The organism is Enterobacter cloacae complex sp. IR5441, assembly GCF_049238215.1.
In the GTDB taxonomy this organism is placed as follows: domain Bacteria; phylum Pseudomonadota; class Gammaproteobacteria; order Enterobacterales; family Enterobacteriaceae; genus Enterobacter; species Enterobacter hormaechei_C.
Genome location: NZ_JBMKIA010000012.1, coordinates 81,642 through 98,220, shown reverse-complemented (window position 1 = coordinate 98,220; position 16,579 = coordinate 81,642). Strand labels below are relative to the sequence as shown.

Here is a 16,579-nt window from a genome sequence, read left to right as displayed (position 1 = left end):
TATGGAATTCAGCAATCCTTTCGATAATCCGCAGGGACAGTTCGCCATTTTGCAAAATGACCAGGGGCAGTACAGCCTGTGGCCGCAGCAGTGCGAGTTGCCCGCGGGCTGGCGCGTGGTCTGCGAACCGCAATCTCAGGAGGCGTGCCAGCAGTGGCTGGCGGAACAGTGGCAGACGCTTGAGCCGTCATGTTTTGCGGGGGAGCGCGCATGAACCGTCTCCCTCTTGTCGCCGCCCAGCCGGGGATCTGGATGGCAGAGCAGCTTTCCTCCCTGCCAAACGCCTGGAGCGTCGCGCACTACACCGAGCTGAAAGGCGCTATCGATGCGCCATTGCTGGCAAAAGCCATCGCTGAAGGCATGATGCAGGCCGACACCCTGCGGATGCGTTTTGCCGAAGATAACGGTGAGGTGTGGCAGTGGATCGATGAGGCCATGCTCCTGCCGGAGCCGTCCATCGTGCGCGTTGACTCCCACGACGCCGCCGTGGCGCTGATGGAGGCCGATCTCAACCAGAACCTGCGCGTCGACAGCGGTCAGCCGCTGGCGTTTCACCAGCTGATCCAGGTGGGAGAAAGCCACTGGTACTGGTATCAGCGGTATCATCATCTGGTGGTAGATGGCTTCAGCTTCCCTGCTATTACCCGTCAGATCACCGCCATTTACGCTGCGTGGCAGAAAGGTGAATCCACGCCGGCCTCGCCGTTTACCCCGTTCGCCGAGGTGGTGGAGGAGTATCAGCGCTATCGCGACAGCGAGGCGTATCAGCGCGACGGTGCTTTCTGGGCCGAACAACGCAAACAGCTTCCTTCTCCGGTCTCGCTCTCTTCCGCGCCGCTGCCGGGACGCGCCGCCACTACCGATATCCTGCGCCTGAAAATTGCGATGGACAGCCATGCGTTCAGTCAGCTTGCACAGATGGCAGGCCAGGCGCAGCGTACCGATCTGGCGCTTGCGCTGGTGGCGCTGTGGCTGGGCCACCTGACCGGACGGCTGGACTACGCTGCCGGGTTTATCTTTATGCGCCGCATGGGCTCCGCCGCGCTGACCGCGACCGGGCCTGTGCTCAATGTCCTGCCGCTGGCGGTGAATATTAACCCACAGGAGAGCCTGCCGACGCTGGCGCTGCGCCTGGCGAACCAGCTGAAAAAGATGCGCCGCCATCAGCGTTACGACGCCGAGCAGATCGTGCGCGACAGCGGGCGTGCCGCAGGCGATGAAGCCCTGTTTGGTCCGGTGCTGAACGTCAAGGTGTTCGATTATCAGCTGGATATCGACGCCGTGGAGGCCATTACCCACACGCTGGCGACCGGTCCGGTGAACGATCTGGAGCTGGCGCTGTTCCCGGACGAGCAGGGCGGACTGAGTATTGAGATCCTCGCCAACAGGCAGCGTTACGACGAGGCGACGCTGAAGGGACACGCGGCGCGCCTGAACGCAATGCTGACGCAGTTTGCCGCCAATCCGGACCTGCGCTGTGGCGACGTGGAAACCGTATCAGAGCAGGAATACGCCCGGCTGGCGCGCATCAACGATACCGGGCTGGCGCTGCCGTCCACCACGCTGGCGGATCTTGTGGCGGAGCAGGCGAGCAAAACGCCGGACGCCCCCGCGCTGGCGGATGCCCATACTGAACTGAACTACCGCCAGATGCGCGAGCAGGTGGTCGCGCTGGCAAACCTGCTGCGCGCGCGCGGCGTGAAGCCGGGCGACAGCGTGGCGGTGGCGCTTCCGCGCTCGGTGTTCCTGACCCTGGCGCTGCACGGGATTGTTGAAGCTGGCGCCGCCTGGCTGCCGCTGGATACCGGTTACCCGGATGACCGTCTGCGGATGATGCTGGAGGACGCGAAGCCGTCGCTGCTCATTACCACCGACGAGCAGCTTCCGCGCTTTAACAATCTGCCGATCGCCACCTTTAGTTACAACACACTATTACCGGCCACCGATGCTGAACCTCTGCGCCTGGCGAAGCCGGAGCAGACCGCGTACATCATCTTTACCTCCGGTTCGACGGGGCGTCCAAAAGGGGTGATGGTCGGCCATACCGCCATCGTTAACCGCCTGAAGTGGATGCAGGATCATTATCCACTGGCGGCGCATGACGTGGTGGCGCAGAAAACGCCGTGCAGCTTTGACGTATCGGTGTGGGAGTTCTGGTGGCCGTTTATCGCCGGGGCGAAGCTGGTGATGGCCGAGCCGGACGCGCACCGCGATCCGCAGGCAATGCAGAGTTTCTTTGCGCAGTACGGCGTGACCACCACCCACTTCGTGCCGTCGATGCTGGCGGCGTTCGTCGCCTCGCTGACGCCGGAAAACGTCGACTGTTGCAGGACGCTGAAGCAGGTGTTCTGTAGCGGCGAGGCGTTGCCGACTGCGCTGTGTCGCGAGTGGGAACAGCTCACCCATGCGCCGCTGCACAACCTCTATGGCCCGACCGAAGCGGCGGTGGATGTCAGCTGGTATCCGGCGTACGGCCCCGAGCTGGCGGCGGTGGAAGGCAACAGCGTGCCGATCGGCTTCCCGGTGTGGAATACGGGGCTGCGCATTCTGGACGCGATGATGCGCCCGGTGCCGTTCGGCGTGGCGGGGGATCTGTATCTCACCGGCATTCAGCTGGCGCAGGGGTACCTGGGACGCCCCGACCTTACCGCCAGCCGCTTTATCGCCGATCCTTTTGCCCCCGGCGAGCGAATGTACCGCACCGGGGACGTTGCCCGCTGGCTGGACAACGGCGCGGTGGAATATCTGGGCCGCAGCGACGATCAGCTGAAAATCCGCGGCCAGCGCATCGAGCTGGGCGAAATCGACCGGGCGATGCTCGCGTTGCCGGATGTGGCCCAGGCGGTGGCGCACGCCTGCGTGTTCAACCAGGCGGCTGCCACGGGCGGCGATGCCCGCCAGCTGGTGGGATACGTTGTCTCTGAATCCGGCTTACCGCTGGATCGCGACGCGCTGCTTGCATCACTTAAAGCCCAGCTGCCACCGCATATGGTGCCGGTGGTGCTGCTGCAAATCAGCGCGCTGCCGTTAAGCGCCAACGGCAAGCTGGATCGCAAGGCGCTGCCGCTGCCGGAGCTGACCAGCAAAACTTCCGGTCGCGCGCCCGAGACGCAAACCGAAGTCGCCGTGGCGCAGGCGTTTTCTGCCCTGCTGGGCTGCGCGGTGAACGATATCGAAGCCGATTTCTTTGCCCTCGGCGGCCACTCGCTGCTGGCGATGCGCCTCGCGGCTCAGCTCAGCCGTGCGTTCAGCCGCAAGGTCACGCCGGGGCAGATTATGGTCGCCTCGACGGTGAGCAAGCTTAGCGCCCTGCTGGACTCGCAGATGAGCGACGAGCAGGCGCAGCGTCTGGGGTATGAAACCGTTCTCCCGCTGCGTGAAAGCAACGGCCCCACGCTGTTTTGCTTCCATCCGGCGTCCGGCTTTGCCTGGCAGTTTAGCGTCCTGGCGCGCTACCTCAGCCCGCGCTGGTCAATCGTCGGCATTCAGTCTCCCCGGCCTGAGGGGCCGATGCAGCAGTGTGCGGATCTCGATGCGGTGATCGAACATCATCTGAACACGTTGCGTAAGCAACAGCCACAGGGGCCGTATTATCTGTTCGGCTATTCCCTCGGCGGCACGCTGGCGCAGGGCATTGCGGCGCGTCTGCGCGAGCAGGGTGAAGACGTAGCGTTCCTCGGCCTGCTGGATACCTGGCCGCCGGAAACCCAGAACTGGGCGGAGAAAGAGGCCAACGGCCTCGATCCGGAGGTGCTGGCGGAAATTGAGCGCGAACGCCAGGCGTTTATCGCTGCCCAGCAGGGGCAGGGCTCCAGCGAGTTGTTTAACGCCATTGAAGGCAACTATGCGGACGCGGTGCGGCTGCTCACCACGGCGCACAGCGCGCGGTTTGACGGTAAAGCGACGCTGTTTGTCGCCGAGCGAACGCGAACCCTGGATCCGCAGGCCGCGTGGGCGCCGTGGGTGGATGAGCTGGAGGTGTACAGCCAGGACTGCGCCCACGTGGATATCATTTCACCGCAGGCGTTTGAAAAGATTGGGCCGGTACTGAAGGAAATTTTTGGATAGTGCAAATGCCCGGTGGCGCTGCGCTTACCGGGCCTACGGGAGCGAAATGTAGGCCGGGTAAGGCGTAGCCGCCACCCGGCAATTACCGCCGACCCAACGGCACCACCAACGGCGTACCCGCCACCGGATCCTCAATAATCATGCAGCGCATGCCGTAGATCCGCGCGATCAGATCCGGCGTCACAATCTCTTTCGGCGCGCCCTGCGCCACAATCTCGCCGTCGCGCAACGCAATCAGATGCGTCGCGTAGCGGCACGCCTGGTTTAAGTCGTGCAGCACTGCCGCCAGGGTGTACCCCTGCGTACGGTTCAGTTCGCTCAGCAGTTCCAGCAGGTCAATCTGATGGCTGATATCCAGCCAGGTCGTCGGCTCGTCCAGCAGCATGATGGAGGTCTCCTGCGCCAGCACCATCGCGATCCACGCGCGCTGGCGCTGTCCGCCGGAGAGGGTATCGACGCTTTGCTGGGCCAGATCGGTGATGCCCGTCGCCTGCATCGCGCGCTTCACGGCCTCGTCGTCCTCCTTGCGCCAGCGGGTAAACAGCGGCTGGTGCGGGTAGCGCCCGCGGGAGACCAGCTCCTGCACGGTAATATCCCCCGGCGTGGTGGCGTTTTGCGCCAGCAGCCCAATTCGGCGCGCCACCTCTTTGCTGGCGAAGCGCTGGATCTGCTCCCCGTCGAGGAACACGCTGCCCTCAACCGGCGACATCAGGCGGCTCAGCGTGCGCAGCAATGTCGATTTGCCGCAGCCGTTTGGCCCGATAATGGCGGTGAAGTGGCCGTCCGGAATGGCAACGGATAAGTCCCGGGCAATGATTTTTTTACCGTAGCCGAGGGTCAAGTTTTCGCCGCGCAAGCGGGGTGTTGAATCTGTCATTTCTTGCGTGACTCCTGAACGAGCAAGACGATGAGGTAAATCCCGCCGAGGCTGACGGTCACCACGCCCACCGGCAGTTGATAAGGCGTAAACAGCCGCTGAGCGCAGAGATCGGCGGCCAGCAGTAATACTGCGCCGCACAGCGCTGCCTGGGTTAATCCCCAGCGCGCGGTGCCGCTAAGTCGCCGCGCGATATGCGGCGCGACAAGGGCAATAAACGAGATCGGCCCGGCGATGGCGGTAGACGCTGCGGTCAGCAAGACCGCCACCAGCATCAGCATCAGGCGCGAGCGCTCTACGCTCACGCCCAGCGCGCAGGCGCTGTCGTCGCCCATCTCCAGCAGCCGCATGCGCCTGACCAGCAGCAGCGCGCCAATAAACATCAGGATAATCAGCGGCGCGGCGGGCCAGGTTTTTCCCCACGTCAGACCGTTGAGGGAACCGGCGTACCACAGCCCGGCGGAGAGTGCGGTTTCCAGCGACGCCTGTAGCAGAAGCCAGGTGTTAAACGCCATCAGCATCGCGCGGATGCCGATCCCGATGATGATCAGGCGGAAGGTGTCGATGCCGTTGCGCCAGGCCAGGGCCCAGATAAGCAGGGAGGTGAGAATGCCGCCCGCCATCGCCGTAAAGGTAATGGCCATGAGATGCTGCCCGAACAGCACCATCGCCACCAGCACGCCGCTCCACGCGCCGGTATTCAGGCCCATCACGTCCGGGCTGCCGAGGGGGTTACGCATCAGCGACTGGAATATTGCGCCGCTGACGCCAAGCGCTGCGCCAACCAGGATCGCCATCGCCACACGCGGCAGTCGCCATTCGGTGACCACCATGGTGATGTTACGTGGCGCGCTGCCGGTGAGAGCGTGAAAGACCTGCGCGAAATCAAGCGTTACGGCACCGCTTTGCAGGCTCCAGACCGCCAGCAGCAGACTGGCGACGACCAGCAGGGCGACGCTGGTGAGTAATCGACGGGACGGGGCCATCATGCGCCACCCCCGCGTCTGCGTCGTACCAGGAAGATCAGCACCGGCGCGCCGATAAAGGCGCTGACCACCGAGACGCGCAATTCACCCGGCACCAGCAGGCGGCCCAGTACGTCGGCAAACAGCAGCAGGGCAGGGGTCGCCAGCAGCGTGACCGGCAGTGACCAGCGGTGATCCGCCCCCACCAGCCAGCGCGCCATGTGCGGCATCATCAGGCCGATAAAGGCAATCGGCCCGACGACGGCGGTCGCGCTGCCGCACAGCACGGTGATGACAAGCAGGCCCGTCAGCTGCGTGCGCGCCACGCGGTTGCCGAGGGCGGTCGCGGTGTCGCTGCCGAGGCTCAGGCTGTTGAGCGCCCGGCTTAAACACAGCGCTACGGCGGCAGAGATAAACACCGGGAATGCCACCACTTTCAGGGTATCAAGGGTACGGATATCCAGCGAACCGGCCTGCCAGAAGCGCAGCTGGTCATACACGTCCGGGTTGAGCAGGGCGATGCCGTTCGATAAGCCTTCCAGCACCGCCGCGAGCGCCACGCCCGCCAGTGTCAGACGTACCGGGCTGAGCTGTCCGCCGCCCTGGCTGCCGGTAAAGGCCACCACCAGCGAGGCGGCCAGCGCGCCGCAGAAGGCCATCACCAGCTGTTCAGACGGAGAGGTGAAACCAAACAGCGCCGCGCCGAGCACAATGGCGAAACTGGCACCAGAGTTCACGCCGAGAATGCCAGGGTCCGCCAGCGGGTTGCGGGTGAGGGTTTGCATCAGGGCACCGGCAAGCCCGAGTGCGCCACCGGCCAGCAGGCCGGCAAGGGTGCGGGGCAGCCGGGCGTCGAGCACGATAATGCAGTCGGCGCTCTGGCAGGTACCGGAGAGTGCATCGACAATAACGGACGCGGGCAGCGGCTTCGCGCCAACCAGCAAACTGAGTGCAATCGCAAGGATCAACAGCAGCAATAAAACGGGCACGGCTACGGCGCGCACCGCGGAAGAGGAAAACGACATAGCAACGTCCATGATGTGATAATGATAGTAATTATCGTTATCTATCTTATTTGGCTATGTTAGCATGTGCGCCCATGGAAATGGTAGACCGATACCTCAAGGCCTTGTCATGAATCAAAAATCCTGGCTGCTCAACCTCAGCCTGCTGAAAACGCACCCGGCGTTTCGAGCGGTTTTTATCGCCCGCTTTATCTCCATTTTATCCCTCGGCCTGCTCGGGGTCGCCGTGCCGGTACAGATCCAGACCATGACCCACTCCAGCTGGCTGGTGGGGTTATCCGTCACCTTAACCGGCGGGGCGATGTTTATCGGCCTGATGGTGGGCGGCGTACTGGCGGACCGCTACGAGCGTAAAAAACTGATCCTGCTGGCGCGCGGCACCTGCGGGGTGGGCTTTGTCGGGCTGTGTCTGAACGCAATGCTGCCGGAGCCGTCGCTGATGGCGATTTATGCCCTGGGCCTGTGGGACGGCTTTTTTGCCTCGTTAGGCGTGACGGCGCTGCTGGCGGCCACGCCCGCGCTGGTCGGGCGCGAGAACCTGATGCAGGCGGGGGCGATCACCATGCTCACCGTGCGTCTGGGATCGGTGATTTCGCCGATGGTCGGCGGCCTGCTGCTGGCGACCGGCAACGTGGCGTGGAACTACGGCCTTGCCGCGGCGGGAACCTTTATCACCACCCTGACGCTGCTGCGTCTGCCGCTCCTGCCACCGCCGCCGCAGCCGCGCGAGCATCCGCTGAAGTCCCTGATGGCCGCGATTCGTTTTCTGTTCAGCAACCCGCTGATTGGCGGCATTGCGCTGCTCGGCGGCCTGCTGACGATGGCGAGCGCCGTGCGCGTGTTGTACCCGGCGCTGGCGGGCGAGTGGCAGATGAGCGCCTCAGAGATTGGGGTGCTGTACGCCGCCATTCCGCTCGGCGCCGCGTGCGGGGCGCTGACCAGCGGAAACCTGGCGCAGAGCGCGAGACCGGGGTTAATCATGCTGGTGGCGACGCTGGCCTCGTTTATCGCGATTGGTTTCTTCAGCCTGATGCCGGTGTGGGCGCTGGGGGTGATGTGTCTGGTGATTTTTGGCTGGCTGAGCGCGGTCAGCTCTCTTTTACAGTACACCCTGATCCAGACCCAGACGCCGGAAGGGATGCTCGGGCGCATTAACGGCCTGTGGACGGCGCAGAACGTCACGGGCGATGCGATTGGCGCAGCGATCCTCGGCGGGCTGGGAGCGATAATGACCCCGGTGGCGTCGGCGAGCAGCAGCGGGTTTGTGTTAGCCGTGGTTGGCGTAATTTTATTGGCGGTTTTGGTGGAGTTGCGTCGGTTCAGGCAGAACCTGTAGGTCGGGTAAGGCGTAGCCGCCACCCGACAAAACGCCCGGTGGCGCTGCGCTTACCGGGCCTACGGGAAACGTGCCACTTATTTAAAAATTGAATTCAAACGCTGCAACACCAACAACGCGCTGTAATAATCCAGGCGGAACGTCTCCGTTCCCAGCGCCCAGACGCGCTTGTTCTTGACCGACGGCAGATGCGCCAGCAGCGGATTGGCGTAAATCGCGTCCACGTCTTTCTGGTCGCCGGCAAACACGAACAGCCCTTCGCCGTTCAGCCCCGTCGCCAGGTTTTCCCCGCCCAGCTGAATAATGTCGTGACGCTTGCCCTGGCTTTGCGAGGTGTGCAATCCATCAGGTAACGCTGCCAGCGTGAAGCCCAGCTGGTGCAGCAGCTTGCCCTGAGCCGAGTCTGTCGTCCACAGGTTCGCCGTGTGCGCCGCGGCGGTGTAGACGATGGCGTTCACCGGCTGCGGCGGCAGCTTCATCTGCTGCTTCACCTGGGCGAGCTGTTTATCGAAGGCAGCGATGCGCTCTGCGGCCTGTGTTTCCTGCCCGGTGATCGTCCCCAGCTGGGTCAGCAGTTCCTGCCAGCTTTTGTCGTCGTAGTTAATGATAAGCGTCGGGGCGATGGCGGAAAGCTGATCGTAGAGTGCCAGCGCGGAATCCCCGCCGGTGGCGCTGATCAAAATCAGGTCCGGCATCTGGGCCGCGACGGCTTCGGCGCTCGGCTCGCCGATGTACAGCCGGGCAACCTTACGCTGTTTCGCGATATCGCCCCACTGACGTAAAAAGCCCTGTGCATCCGCCACGCGGTTGTTTGGCGTGGTGGCTCCGCTGGCAATAACCGGGGCGTCAATGGCCAGCAGGGAGCCGGTTAGGGTCACGCTGGTGGAAACAATGCGCGTCGGTTTGCTCTCAAGCGTATGAACGCCGCGGCTGTCTGTAACCTGACGCGGCCAGTCGGCGGCCGTCGCTGAGGTTAGTCCTAAAACAAAAAGTCCTGTTAAAAGAAAGGCATTACGGCAAACGGCAGGGAGTTTCACAGAGCGGCATCCTGTTTTTGTTGAAGTTAATGCTTCTCATTTTCATGATTGCGGGGAAGGGATGCAAGCGTTAGTCGCACAAGTTGTTTGCTCTGCGGTTGACACCAGGGCGATGTGGGATTAGGTTAGCAGACGAAAATATAAATGATAATCATTATTACTGCTTTTATCATTTTAGGAGGATGATATGGATACGTCATTGGCTGAGGACCTTCAGCACACCGCGACCACGCTGCAATCAGACAGCTTTTTCTATATGTCGCCCTATCGCAGTTTTACCACGTCAGGCTGTTTTGCCCGTTTTTCTGAACCCGCCGTCGGCGGTGACGATCCGGCGGGCCCCTTTCAGCAGAAATTAGCTCAGGCTTTCCAGAATGCGAAAAACAGCGGCATTGCCCATCCGGTGATGGTAGGGGCGATCCCCTTCGATACCCGCAAACCGTCATCGCTGTTTATTCCGCAACGCTGGCAAACCTTCTCCCGCCCGGCGCGTCAGCAGTCCGCACGCTACGCCTCCGGCGCGCAGACGCTGAACGTGCAACAACGCACCGAGATCCCGCCGCAGCCGGTTTTCGAGGAGATGGTCGCTCGCGCCGCGTCGCTCACCGCCACGCCGCAGGTGAATAAGGTGGTACTGTCGCGCCTGATTGATATCGCCACCGACAAACAGATTGATAGCAGCGCGCTGATGGAGCGTCTTATCGCCCAGAACCCGGCGAGCTTTAACTTCCACGTACCGCTGGAAGACGGCGGCGTGCTGCTGGGCGCCAGCCCGGAACTGCTGCTGCGTAAAGAGGGCGCGCACTTTAGCTCGCTGCCGCTGGCGGGCTCTGCGCGCCGTCAGCCGGACGATGTGCTGGATCGCGAAGCGGGCACTAAGTTGCTGGCCTCCGAAAAAGACCGTCACGAGCACGACCTGGTAACGCAGGCGATGAAAACCATTCTGGAACCGCGCAGCCATCATCTGACCATGCCGGCTTCCCCGCAGCTGATCACCACGCCGACGCTGTGGCATCTGGCGACGCCGGTAGAAGGTGACGCGCGTGAAAACGAGAACGCCCTGACGCTGGCCTGCCTGCTGCACCCGACGCCAGCGCTGAGCGGCTTCCCGCATCAGGCGGCAAAAGAGCTGATTGCCGAGCTGGAGCCGTTCGATCGTGAGCTGTTCGGCGGCATCGTCGGCTGGTGCGACAGCGAAGGGAACGGCGAGTGGGTGGTAACTATCCGCTGCGCGCGACTGCATCAAAATACCGTTCGCCTGTTTGCCGGCGCGGGCATTGTGCCTGCTTCCTCTCCGGTAGGCGAGTGGCGCGAGACGGGCGTGAAGCTCTCCACCATGCTCAACGTGTTTGGTTTGCACTAAGGAATACTCATGACCATCCCTTTTACCCGCTGGCCTGAGGAGTTTGCCCGCCGCTACCGTGAAAAAGGCTACTGGCAGGATCGGCCGCTGACCCACATCCTGACGGACCATGCGGACAACGATGCGGTCGCGATAATTGACGGCGATCGCCGCATCACCTACCGCGCGTTTAATCAGGCGGTGACGAATCTGGCGTCTGTCCTTCAGGCGCAGGGGCTGCATCGCGGCGAGACAGCGCTGGTGCAGCTCGGCAACGTGGCCGAGTTCTACATCACCTTCTTCGCGCTGCTGCAAATCGGCGTCGCACCGGTCAACGCGCTCTTTAGCCATCAGCGCAGCGAACTCAACGCCTACGCGGAGCAGATCAAACCCGCCGTGCTGATTGCCGACCGCGACCACACGCTGTTCGCGGGTGATGATTTTCTCAATACCTTTGTGGATGCGCATCGCTCGGTACGCGTTGTGCTGCTACGCGGCGATAAGGGCGAACACGCGCTGGAGGCGGCGATTGCACGCCCGGCGGACAATTTCATCCCGAACCCGACGCCCGCCGACGAAGTGGCGTTCTTCCAGCTCTCCGGCGGCAGCACCGGCACGCCGAAGCTGATCCCGCGTACGCACAACGACTACGACTACAGCATCCGTCGCAGCAACGAAATCTGCGGTATCACTGCGCACACCCGCTATCTGAACGCGCTTCCTGCGGCGCATAACTACGCCATGAGCTCGCCGGGATCGTTAGGCGTTTTCACGGCGGGCGGCTGCGTGGTGCTGGCTAACGATCCGAGCGCCACGCTCTGCTTCCCGCTGATTGAGCAGCATCAGATAAACGTCACCTCACTGGTGCCGCCCGCGGTCAGCCTGTGGTTGCAGGCGATTGCCGACGGCGCGGGGAACGCCCAGCTGAAATCCCTCGAACTGCTCCAGGTAGGCGGCGCACGTCTCTCCGCCACGCTTGCGGCACGTATTCCGGCGGAAATTGGCTGCCAGCTTCAGCAGGTGTTTGGCATGGCGGAAGGGCTGGTGAACTACACCGCCCTCGACGATGCGCCGGAGCGCATCATCAATACCCAGGGCCGCCCGATGTGCCCGGACGATGAAGTGTGGGTGGCGGACGAGGACGGCAACCCGCTGCCGCGCGGGGAAGTCGGGCGTCTGATGACGCGCGGCCCTTACACCTTCCGCGGCTATTTCAATAGCCCGGAACACAACGCCAGCGCCTTTGATGCCAACGGTTTCTACTGCTCGGGCGATCTGATCGCCATCGATGAGCAGGGTTACATCACCGTGCAGGGGCGCGAGAAAGATCAGATCAACCGCGGTGGCGAGAAGATCGCCGCCGAAGAGATCGAAAACCTGCTGCTGCGCCACGACGCGGTGATCCACGCCGCGCTGGTGAGCATGGAGGACAGCCTGCTGGGCGAAAAAAGCTGCGCGTACCTGGTGGTGAAACAGCCCCTGCGCGCGGTGGAGGTGCGCCGCTTCCTGCGCGAGCAGGGCGTCGCCGAATTTAAGCTGCCGGACCGCGTGGAGAGCGTGGATGCGCTTCCGCTCACGCCGGTCGGCAAAGTTGATAAGAAACAGTTGCGCCTGTGGCTTGCTGAACGCGCCCGGGGCTGAGGAACAGAGAATGGCCATTCCAAAATTAACCGCATACGCGCTGCCAACCGCCGCCGAACTGCCGACCAGTAAAGTGAACTGGGCGTTTGAACCGGAGCGCGCCGCGCTGCTGATCCACGATATGCAGGAGTACTTCCTGAACTTCTGGGGCGAAAATAGCGACATGATGCAGCAGGTAGTGGCGAACATCGCTAAACTGCGCGCGTACTGCAAAGAGCACAATATTCCGGTGTACTACACCGCGCAGCCGAAAGATCAGAGCGACGAAGACCGCGCCCTGCTGAACGATATGTGGGGGCCGGGCCTGACTCGCTCACCGGAGCAGCAGCGCATCGTCGCTGAGCTGACCCCGGACGAAGCGGACACCGTGCTGGTGAAGTGGCGCTACAGCGCGTTTCACCGCTCGCCGCTGGAGCAGATGCTTAAAGAGACCGGGCGCAACCAGCTTTTGATCACCGGCGTGTACGCCCACATCGGCTGCATGACCACCGCCACCGACGCCTTTATGCGCGACATCAAACCGTTCTTTATCGCCGACGCGCTGGCGGATTTCACCCGCGACGAGCACCTGATGTCGCTGAAATACGTGGCAGGACGTTCGGGCCGCGTGGTGATGACCGACGAGCTGCTGCCGTCCGTTCCGACAACGAAAGCCGCGCTGCGTGAGCTGATCCTGCCGCTGCTGGACGAGTCCGACGAGCCGATGGATGACGAAAACCTGATCGACTACGGTCTGGATTCAGTGAGGATGATGGCGCTGGCCGCCCGCTGGCGCAAAGTGCACGGCGACATTGATTTCGTGATGCTGGCAAAAAATCCGACCCTCGATGCCTGGTGGGCGCTGCTCTCCCGCGAGGTGAAGTGATGGCTTTTGATTTCACCGGTAAAACGGTCTGGGTGACGGGCGCGGGCAAGGGCATTGGTTATGCGACCGCGCTGGCATTTGTGGAGGCCGGGGCGCAGGTGACCGGGTTCGATCTGGCTTTCCCTCACGGCGAATATCCGTTTGCCACCGAAACGCTGGACGTGGCGGATGCGGCGCAGGCGAGTGACGTCTGCGGGCGTTTGCTCAGCAGCCTTGAGCGGCTCGATGTGCTGGTTAACGCGGCGGGCATTCTGCGTATGGGCGCGACGGATCAGCTCTCGCAGGAGGACTGGCAGCAGACCTTTGCGGTCAACGTCGGCGGCGCGTTCAACCTGTTCCAGCAGACGATGGGCCAGTTCCGTCATCAGCAGGGGGGGCGATTGTGACGGTGGCCTCTGACGCGGCGCACACGCCGCGCATCGGCATGAGCGCCTACGGCGCGTCGAAAGCGGCGCTGAAAAGCCTGGCGCTGACCGTCGGGCTGGAGCTGGCGGGCAGCGGCGTACGCTGTAACCTGGTGTCGCCGGGTTCAACGGATACCGACATGCAGCGCACCCTGTGGACCAGCGATGATGCGGAACAGCGGCGCATTCGCGGCTTTGGCGAGCAGTTCAAGCTCGGCATTCCGCTCGGTAAAATTGCCCGTCCACATGAGATTGCTGCGACCGTGCTGTTCCTGGCATCCGATGCCGCCAGCCATATCACCTTGCAGGATATCGTGGTGGACGGCGGCTCCACGCTGGGGGCGTAATGATCTGGAAACGTCATTTAACGCTCGAGGAGCTGAACGCCACCAGCCTGAATACGATGGTGGGGCACCTTGGCATCGTCTATACCCGCCTCGGGGACGATACGCTGGAAGCGGAGATGCCGGTGGATGCCCGCACCCACCAGCCGTTTGGCCTGCTGCATGGCGGCGCCTCGGCGGCGCTGGCGGAAACGCTGGGCTCAATGGCCGGTTTTCTGATGACCCGTGACGGGCAGAACGTGGTGGGCACGGAACTGAATGCCACGCACCACCGCGCGGTCTCTCACGGTAAGGTACGCGGCGTGTGTCAGCCGCTGCATCTGGGCCGTTCCAGCCAGAGCTGGGAGATCGTGGTGTTCGACGAGCAGGGGCGGCGGTGCTGTACCTGTCGGTTGAGTACGATGGTGTTGGGGTAAGTCATTCAGCTGAAAGTGATCGGCTTAACACTGTGGTGTAAATCTCTGGTTTGACCACGCATTATTGCGTTTCAAAGTTGTTAAATTTTATCCGTTGTTCTAGAAACAAAATGTAACATATCACTGTTTCACAACAACGGACAACAACTATGAACAACTCAGGGAAATACCTTACGTGGGCGGTGCTCTCCGTGGTGGGAGCCTTTGCCCTGGGCTATATCGCCCTCAACCGGGGGGAGCAGATCAACGCGCTGTGGATCGTCGTCGCCTCCGTCTGCATTTATCTGATCGCATACCGTTTTTATGGCCGCTATATCGCGAAGACGGTACTGGGCGTAGACGGCACGCGCATGACGCCGGCCGTGCGTCATAACGACGGGCTGGACTACGTGCCGACCGATAAAAAAGTGCTGTTCGGTCACCATTTCGCGGCGATTGCCGGGGCAGGCCCGCTGGTGGGGCCGGTACTGGCCGCGCAGATGGGCTACCTGCCAGGGATGATCTGGATCCTCGCGGGGGTGGTGCTGGCGGGCGCGGTGCAGGACTTCATGGTGCTGTTCGTCTCCACCCGCCGCGACGGTCGTTCGCTGGGTGAGCTGGTGAAAGAGGAGATGGGCGCAACCGCCGGGGTGATTGCGCTGGTGGCGACCTTTATGATCATGGTGATCATCCTCGCGGTGCTGGCGATGATCGTGGTGAAAGCCTTGACCCACAGCCCGTGGGGAACCTATACCGTCGCCTTCACCATTCCGCTGGCGCTGTTTATGGGGATCTATATCCGCTATCTGCGTCCGGGGCGCATTGGTGAAGTTTCAGTTATTGGCCTGGTGTTCCTGGTGTTTGCCATTATCTCCGGCGGCTGGGTAGCGGAAAGCCCGACCTGGGCGCCGTTCTTCGACTTCACCGGCGTGCAACTGACCTGGATGCTGGTGGGCTACGGCTTTGTGGCGGCGGTGCTGCCGGTGTGGCTGCTGCTGGCCCCGCGTGACTACCTCTCCACCTTCCTGAAAATCGGCACCATCGTCGGGCTGGCGATCGGCATTCTGATTATGCGCCCGACCCTGACCATGCCTGCGCTGACCAAATTTATTGACGGCACCGGCCCGGTCTGGACCGGCAACCTGTTCCCGTTCCTGTTTATCACCATCGCCTGCGGCGCGGTGTCGGGCTTCCACGCGCTGATCGCCTCCGGAACCACGCCGAAGATGCTGGCGAATGAAAATCAGGCCTGCCTGATTGGCTACGGCGGCATGCTGATGGAATCCTTCGTGGCGATTATGGCGCTGGTTTCGGCCTGTATTATTGACCCGGGCGTTTACTTTGCGATGAACAGCCCAATGGCGGTACTGGCCCCGGCCGGCACCGTTGACGTGGTTGCCTCTGCCGCGCAGGTGGTCAGCGGCTGGGGCTTTGCGATTACCCCTGAAACGTTGACGCATATCGCTAATGAGGTCGGCGAGCAGTCAATTATCTCCCGCGCAGGCGGGGCGCCAACGCTGGCGGTGGGCATGGCCTACATTCTGCACGGCGCGCTGGGCGGGCTGATGGATGTCTCGTTCTGGTATCACTTCGCCATTCTGTTCGAGGCGCTGTTTATTCTGACGGCGGTGGATGCCGGTACGCGTGCGGCGCGCTTTATGTTGCAGGATCTGCTGGGGGTGATCTCCCCGAACCTGAAGCGTACCGATTCACTCCCGGCTAACCTGCTGGCGACGGCGCTGTGCGTGCTGGCGTGGGGCTACTTCCTGCATCAGGGCGTGGTCGATCCGCTCGGCGGGATTAACACCCTGTGGCCGCTGTTCGGGATCGCCAACCAGATGCTGGCGGGCATGGCCCTGATGCTCTGTGCCGTAGTCCTGTTCAAGATGAAGCGCCAGCGTTACGCATGGGTGGCGCTGGTGCCAACGGCGTGGCTGCTGATCTGTACCCTGACCGCGGGCTGGCAGAAAGCCTTCAGCCCGGACAATAAGGTGGGCTTCCTGGCGATCGCCAACAAGTTCCAGGCGATGATCGACAGCGGTAAGATCCCGGCACAGTACACCGAATCTCAACTGTCGCAGCTGGTGTTTAACAACCGTCTGGACGCCGGGCTGACCATCTTCTTTATGGTGGTGGTTGTGGTGCTGGCGTTGTATTCTCTGAAAACCGCGCTGGCGGCTTTGAAAGTCGACAAACCGACGGCGAAAGAGACGCCGTATGAGCCAATGCCTGAGAACCTGGACGAGATTGTCACCCAGGCGAAAGGGGCGCATTAACCCG

General features: G+C 62.5%; 12 protein-coding genes and 1 pseudogene. 9 read left to right on the top strand and 4 right to left on the bottom strand.

Annotated elements, in window-relative coordinates; translation table 11 throughout:
• Position 1 precedes the first annotated feature (1 nt).
• Positions 2-214, top strand: a complete 213-nt coding sequence (locus ACOTX5_RS14860; protein WP_015571182.1) for an MbtH family protein — start codon at positions 2-4, stop codon at positions 212-214.
• Complete coding sequence (gene entF, locus ACOTX5_RS14855; RefSeq protein WP_063438919.1) at positions 211-4,068, top strand: enterobactin non-ribosomal peptide synthetase EntF; 3,858 nt, start codon at positions 211-213, stop codon at positions 4,066-4,068. Before ACOTX5_RS14860 ends, entF begins: the two co-directional genes overlap by 4 nt.
• Positions 4,069-4,150: 82 nt before the next feature.
• Here the strand turns inward: entF and fepC are convergent, their stop codons facing one another.
• From fepC to fepD, 3 genes are read right to left on the bottom strand one after another with little or no spacing between them, the layout of a single operon-like run.
• Positions 4,151-4,945, bottom strand: a complete 795-nt coding sequence (gene fepC, locus ACOTX5_RS14850; protein WP_032652926.1) for an iron-enterobactin ABC transporter ATP-binding protein — start codon at positions 4,943-4,945, stop codon at positions 4,151-4,153.
• A complete protein-coding gene (fepG, locus tag ACOTX5_RS14845; protein WP_026094382.1) occupies positions 4,942-5,931 on the bottom strand; it encodes an iron-enterobactin ABC transporter permease in 990 nt (329 codons plus the stop codon). Before fepG ends, fepC begins: the two co-directional genes overlap by 4 nt.
• On the bottom strand, positions 5,931-6,935 hold the full coding sequence (fepD, locus tag ACOTX5_RS14840; protein WP_017382515.1) for a Fe(3+)-siderophore ABC transporter permease: 1,005 nt from the start codon (positions 6,933-6,935) through the stop codon (positions 5,931-5,933). Before fepD ends, fepG begins: the two co-directional genes overlap by 1 nt.
• Before the next feature lie 109 nt (positions 6,936-7,044).
• Between fepD and entS the strand changes: the two genes are divergently transcribed.
• Positions 7,045-8,271, top strand: a complete 1,227-nt coding sequence (gene entS, locus ACOTX5_RS14835; RefSeq protein WP_017382514.1) for an enterobactin transporter EntS — start codon at positions 7,045-7,047, stop codon at positions 8,269-8,271.
• Between the two features lie 77 nt (positions 8,272-8,348).
• Here entS and fepB read toward each other — a convergent pair whose 3' ends face one another.
• The gene (gene fepB / locus ACOTX5_RS14830) at positions 8,349-9,308 is read right to left on the bottom strand and encodes a Fe2+-enterobactin ABC transporter substrate-binding protein (protein WP_032103091.1); all 960 of its coding nucleotides are present in this window, start codon (positions 9,306-9,308) and stop codon (positions 8,349-8,351) included.
• A gap of 187 nt (positions 9,309-9,495) precedes the next feature.
• Between fepB and entC the strand changes: the two genes are divergently transcribed.
• The 6 genes and pseudogenes from entC (at position 9,496) to cstA (ending at position 16,575) form a co-directional block, all read left to right on the top strand.
• A complete protein-coding gene (gene entC / locus ACOTX5_RS14825; RefSeq protein WP_039271372.1) occupies positions 9,496-10,671 on the top strand; it encodes an isochorismate synthase EntC in 1,176 nt (391 codons plus the stop codon).
• Between the two features lie 9 nt (positions 10,672-10,680).
• Complete coding sequence (gene entE, locus ACOTX5_RS14820; RefSeq protein WP_045910667.1) at positions 10,681-12,291, top strand: (2,3-dihydroxybenzoyl)adenylate synthase EntE; 1,611 nt, start codon at positions 10,681-10,683, stop codon at positions 12,289-12,291.
• Positions 12,292-12,301: 10 nt separating this feature from the next.
• Complete coding sequence (locus tag ACOTX5_RS14815) at positions 12,302-13,156, top strand: isochorismatase (protein WP_015571175.1); 855 nt, start codon at positions 12,302-12,304, stop codon at positions 13,154-13,156.
• Positions 13,156-13,907, top strand: a pseudogene (entA, locus tag ACOTX5_RS14810) (2,3-dihydro-2,3-dihydroxybenzoate dehydrogenase EntA). Before ACOTX5_RS14815 ends, entA begins: the two are co-directional and overlap by 1 nt.
• Positions 13,907-14,320, top strand: coding sequence for a proofreading thioesterase EntH (gene entH / locus ACOTX5_RS14805; protein WP_015571173.1), 414 nt, complete (start codon positions 13,907-13,909; stop codon positions 14,318-14,320). Before entA ends, entH begins: the two are co-directional and overlap by 1 nt.
• Positions 14,321-14,469: 149 nt before the next feature.
• The gene (gene cstA / locus ACOTX5_RS14800; RefSeq protein ID WP_015571172.1) at positions 14,470-16,575 is read left to right on the top strand and encodes a pyruvate/proton symporter CstA; all 2,106 of its coding nucleotides are present in this window, start codon (positions 14,470-14,472) and stop codon (positions 16,573-16,575) included.
• Positions 16,576-16,579 lie beyond the last annotated feature (4 nt).

Coding starts and splice junctions, on each gene's coding strand:
- ACOTX5_RS14860 (WP_015571182.1), top strand. CDS start 2: ATGGAATTCAGCAATCCTTTCGATAATCCGCAGGGACAGTTCGCCATT.
- entF (WP_063438919.1), top strand. CDS start 211: ATGAACCGTCTCCCTCTTGTCGCCGCCCAGCCGGGGATCTGGATGGCA.
- fepC (WP_032652926.1), bottom strand. CDS start 4,945: ATGACAGATTCAACACCCCGCTTGCGCGGCGAAAACTTGACCCTCGGC.
- fepG (WP_026094382.1), bottom strand. CDS start 5,931: ATGGCCCCGTCCCGTCGATTACTCACCAGCGTCGCCCTGCTGGTCGTC.
- fepD (WP_017382515.1), bottom strand. CDS start 6,935: ATGTCGTTTTCCTCTTCCGCGGTGCGCGCCGTAGCCGTGCCCGTTTTA.
- entS (WP_017382514.1), top strand. CDS start 7,045: ATGAATCAAAAATCCTGGCTGCTCAACCTCAGCCTGCTGAAAACGCAC.
- entC (WP_039271372.1), top strand. CDS start 9,496: ATGGATACGTCATTGGCTGAGGACCTTCAGCACACCGCGACCACGCTG.
- entE (WP_045910667.1), top strand. CDS start 10,681: ATGACCATCCCTTTTACCCGCTGGCCTGAGGAGTTTGCCCGCCGCTAC.
- ACOTX5_RS14815 (WP_015571175.1), top strand. CDS start 12,302: ATGGCCATTCCAAAATTAACCGCATACGCGCTGCCAACCGCCGCCGAA.
- entH (WP_015571173.1), top strand. CDS start 13,907: ATGATCTGGAAACGTCATTTAACGCTCGAGGAGCTGAACGCCACCAGC.
- cstA (WP_015571172.1), top strand. CDS start 14,470: ATGAACAACTCAGGGAAATACCTTACGTGGGCGGTGCTCTCCGTGGTG.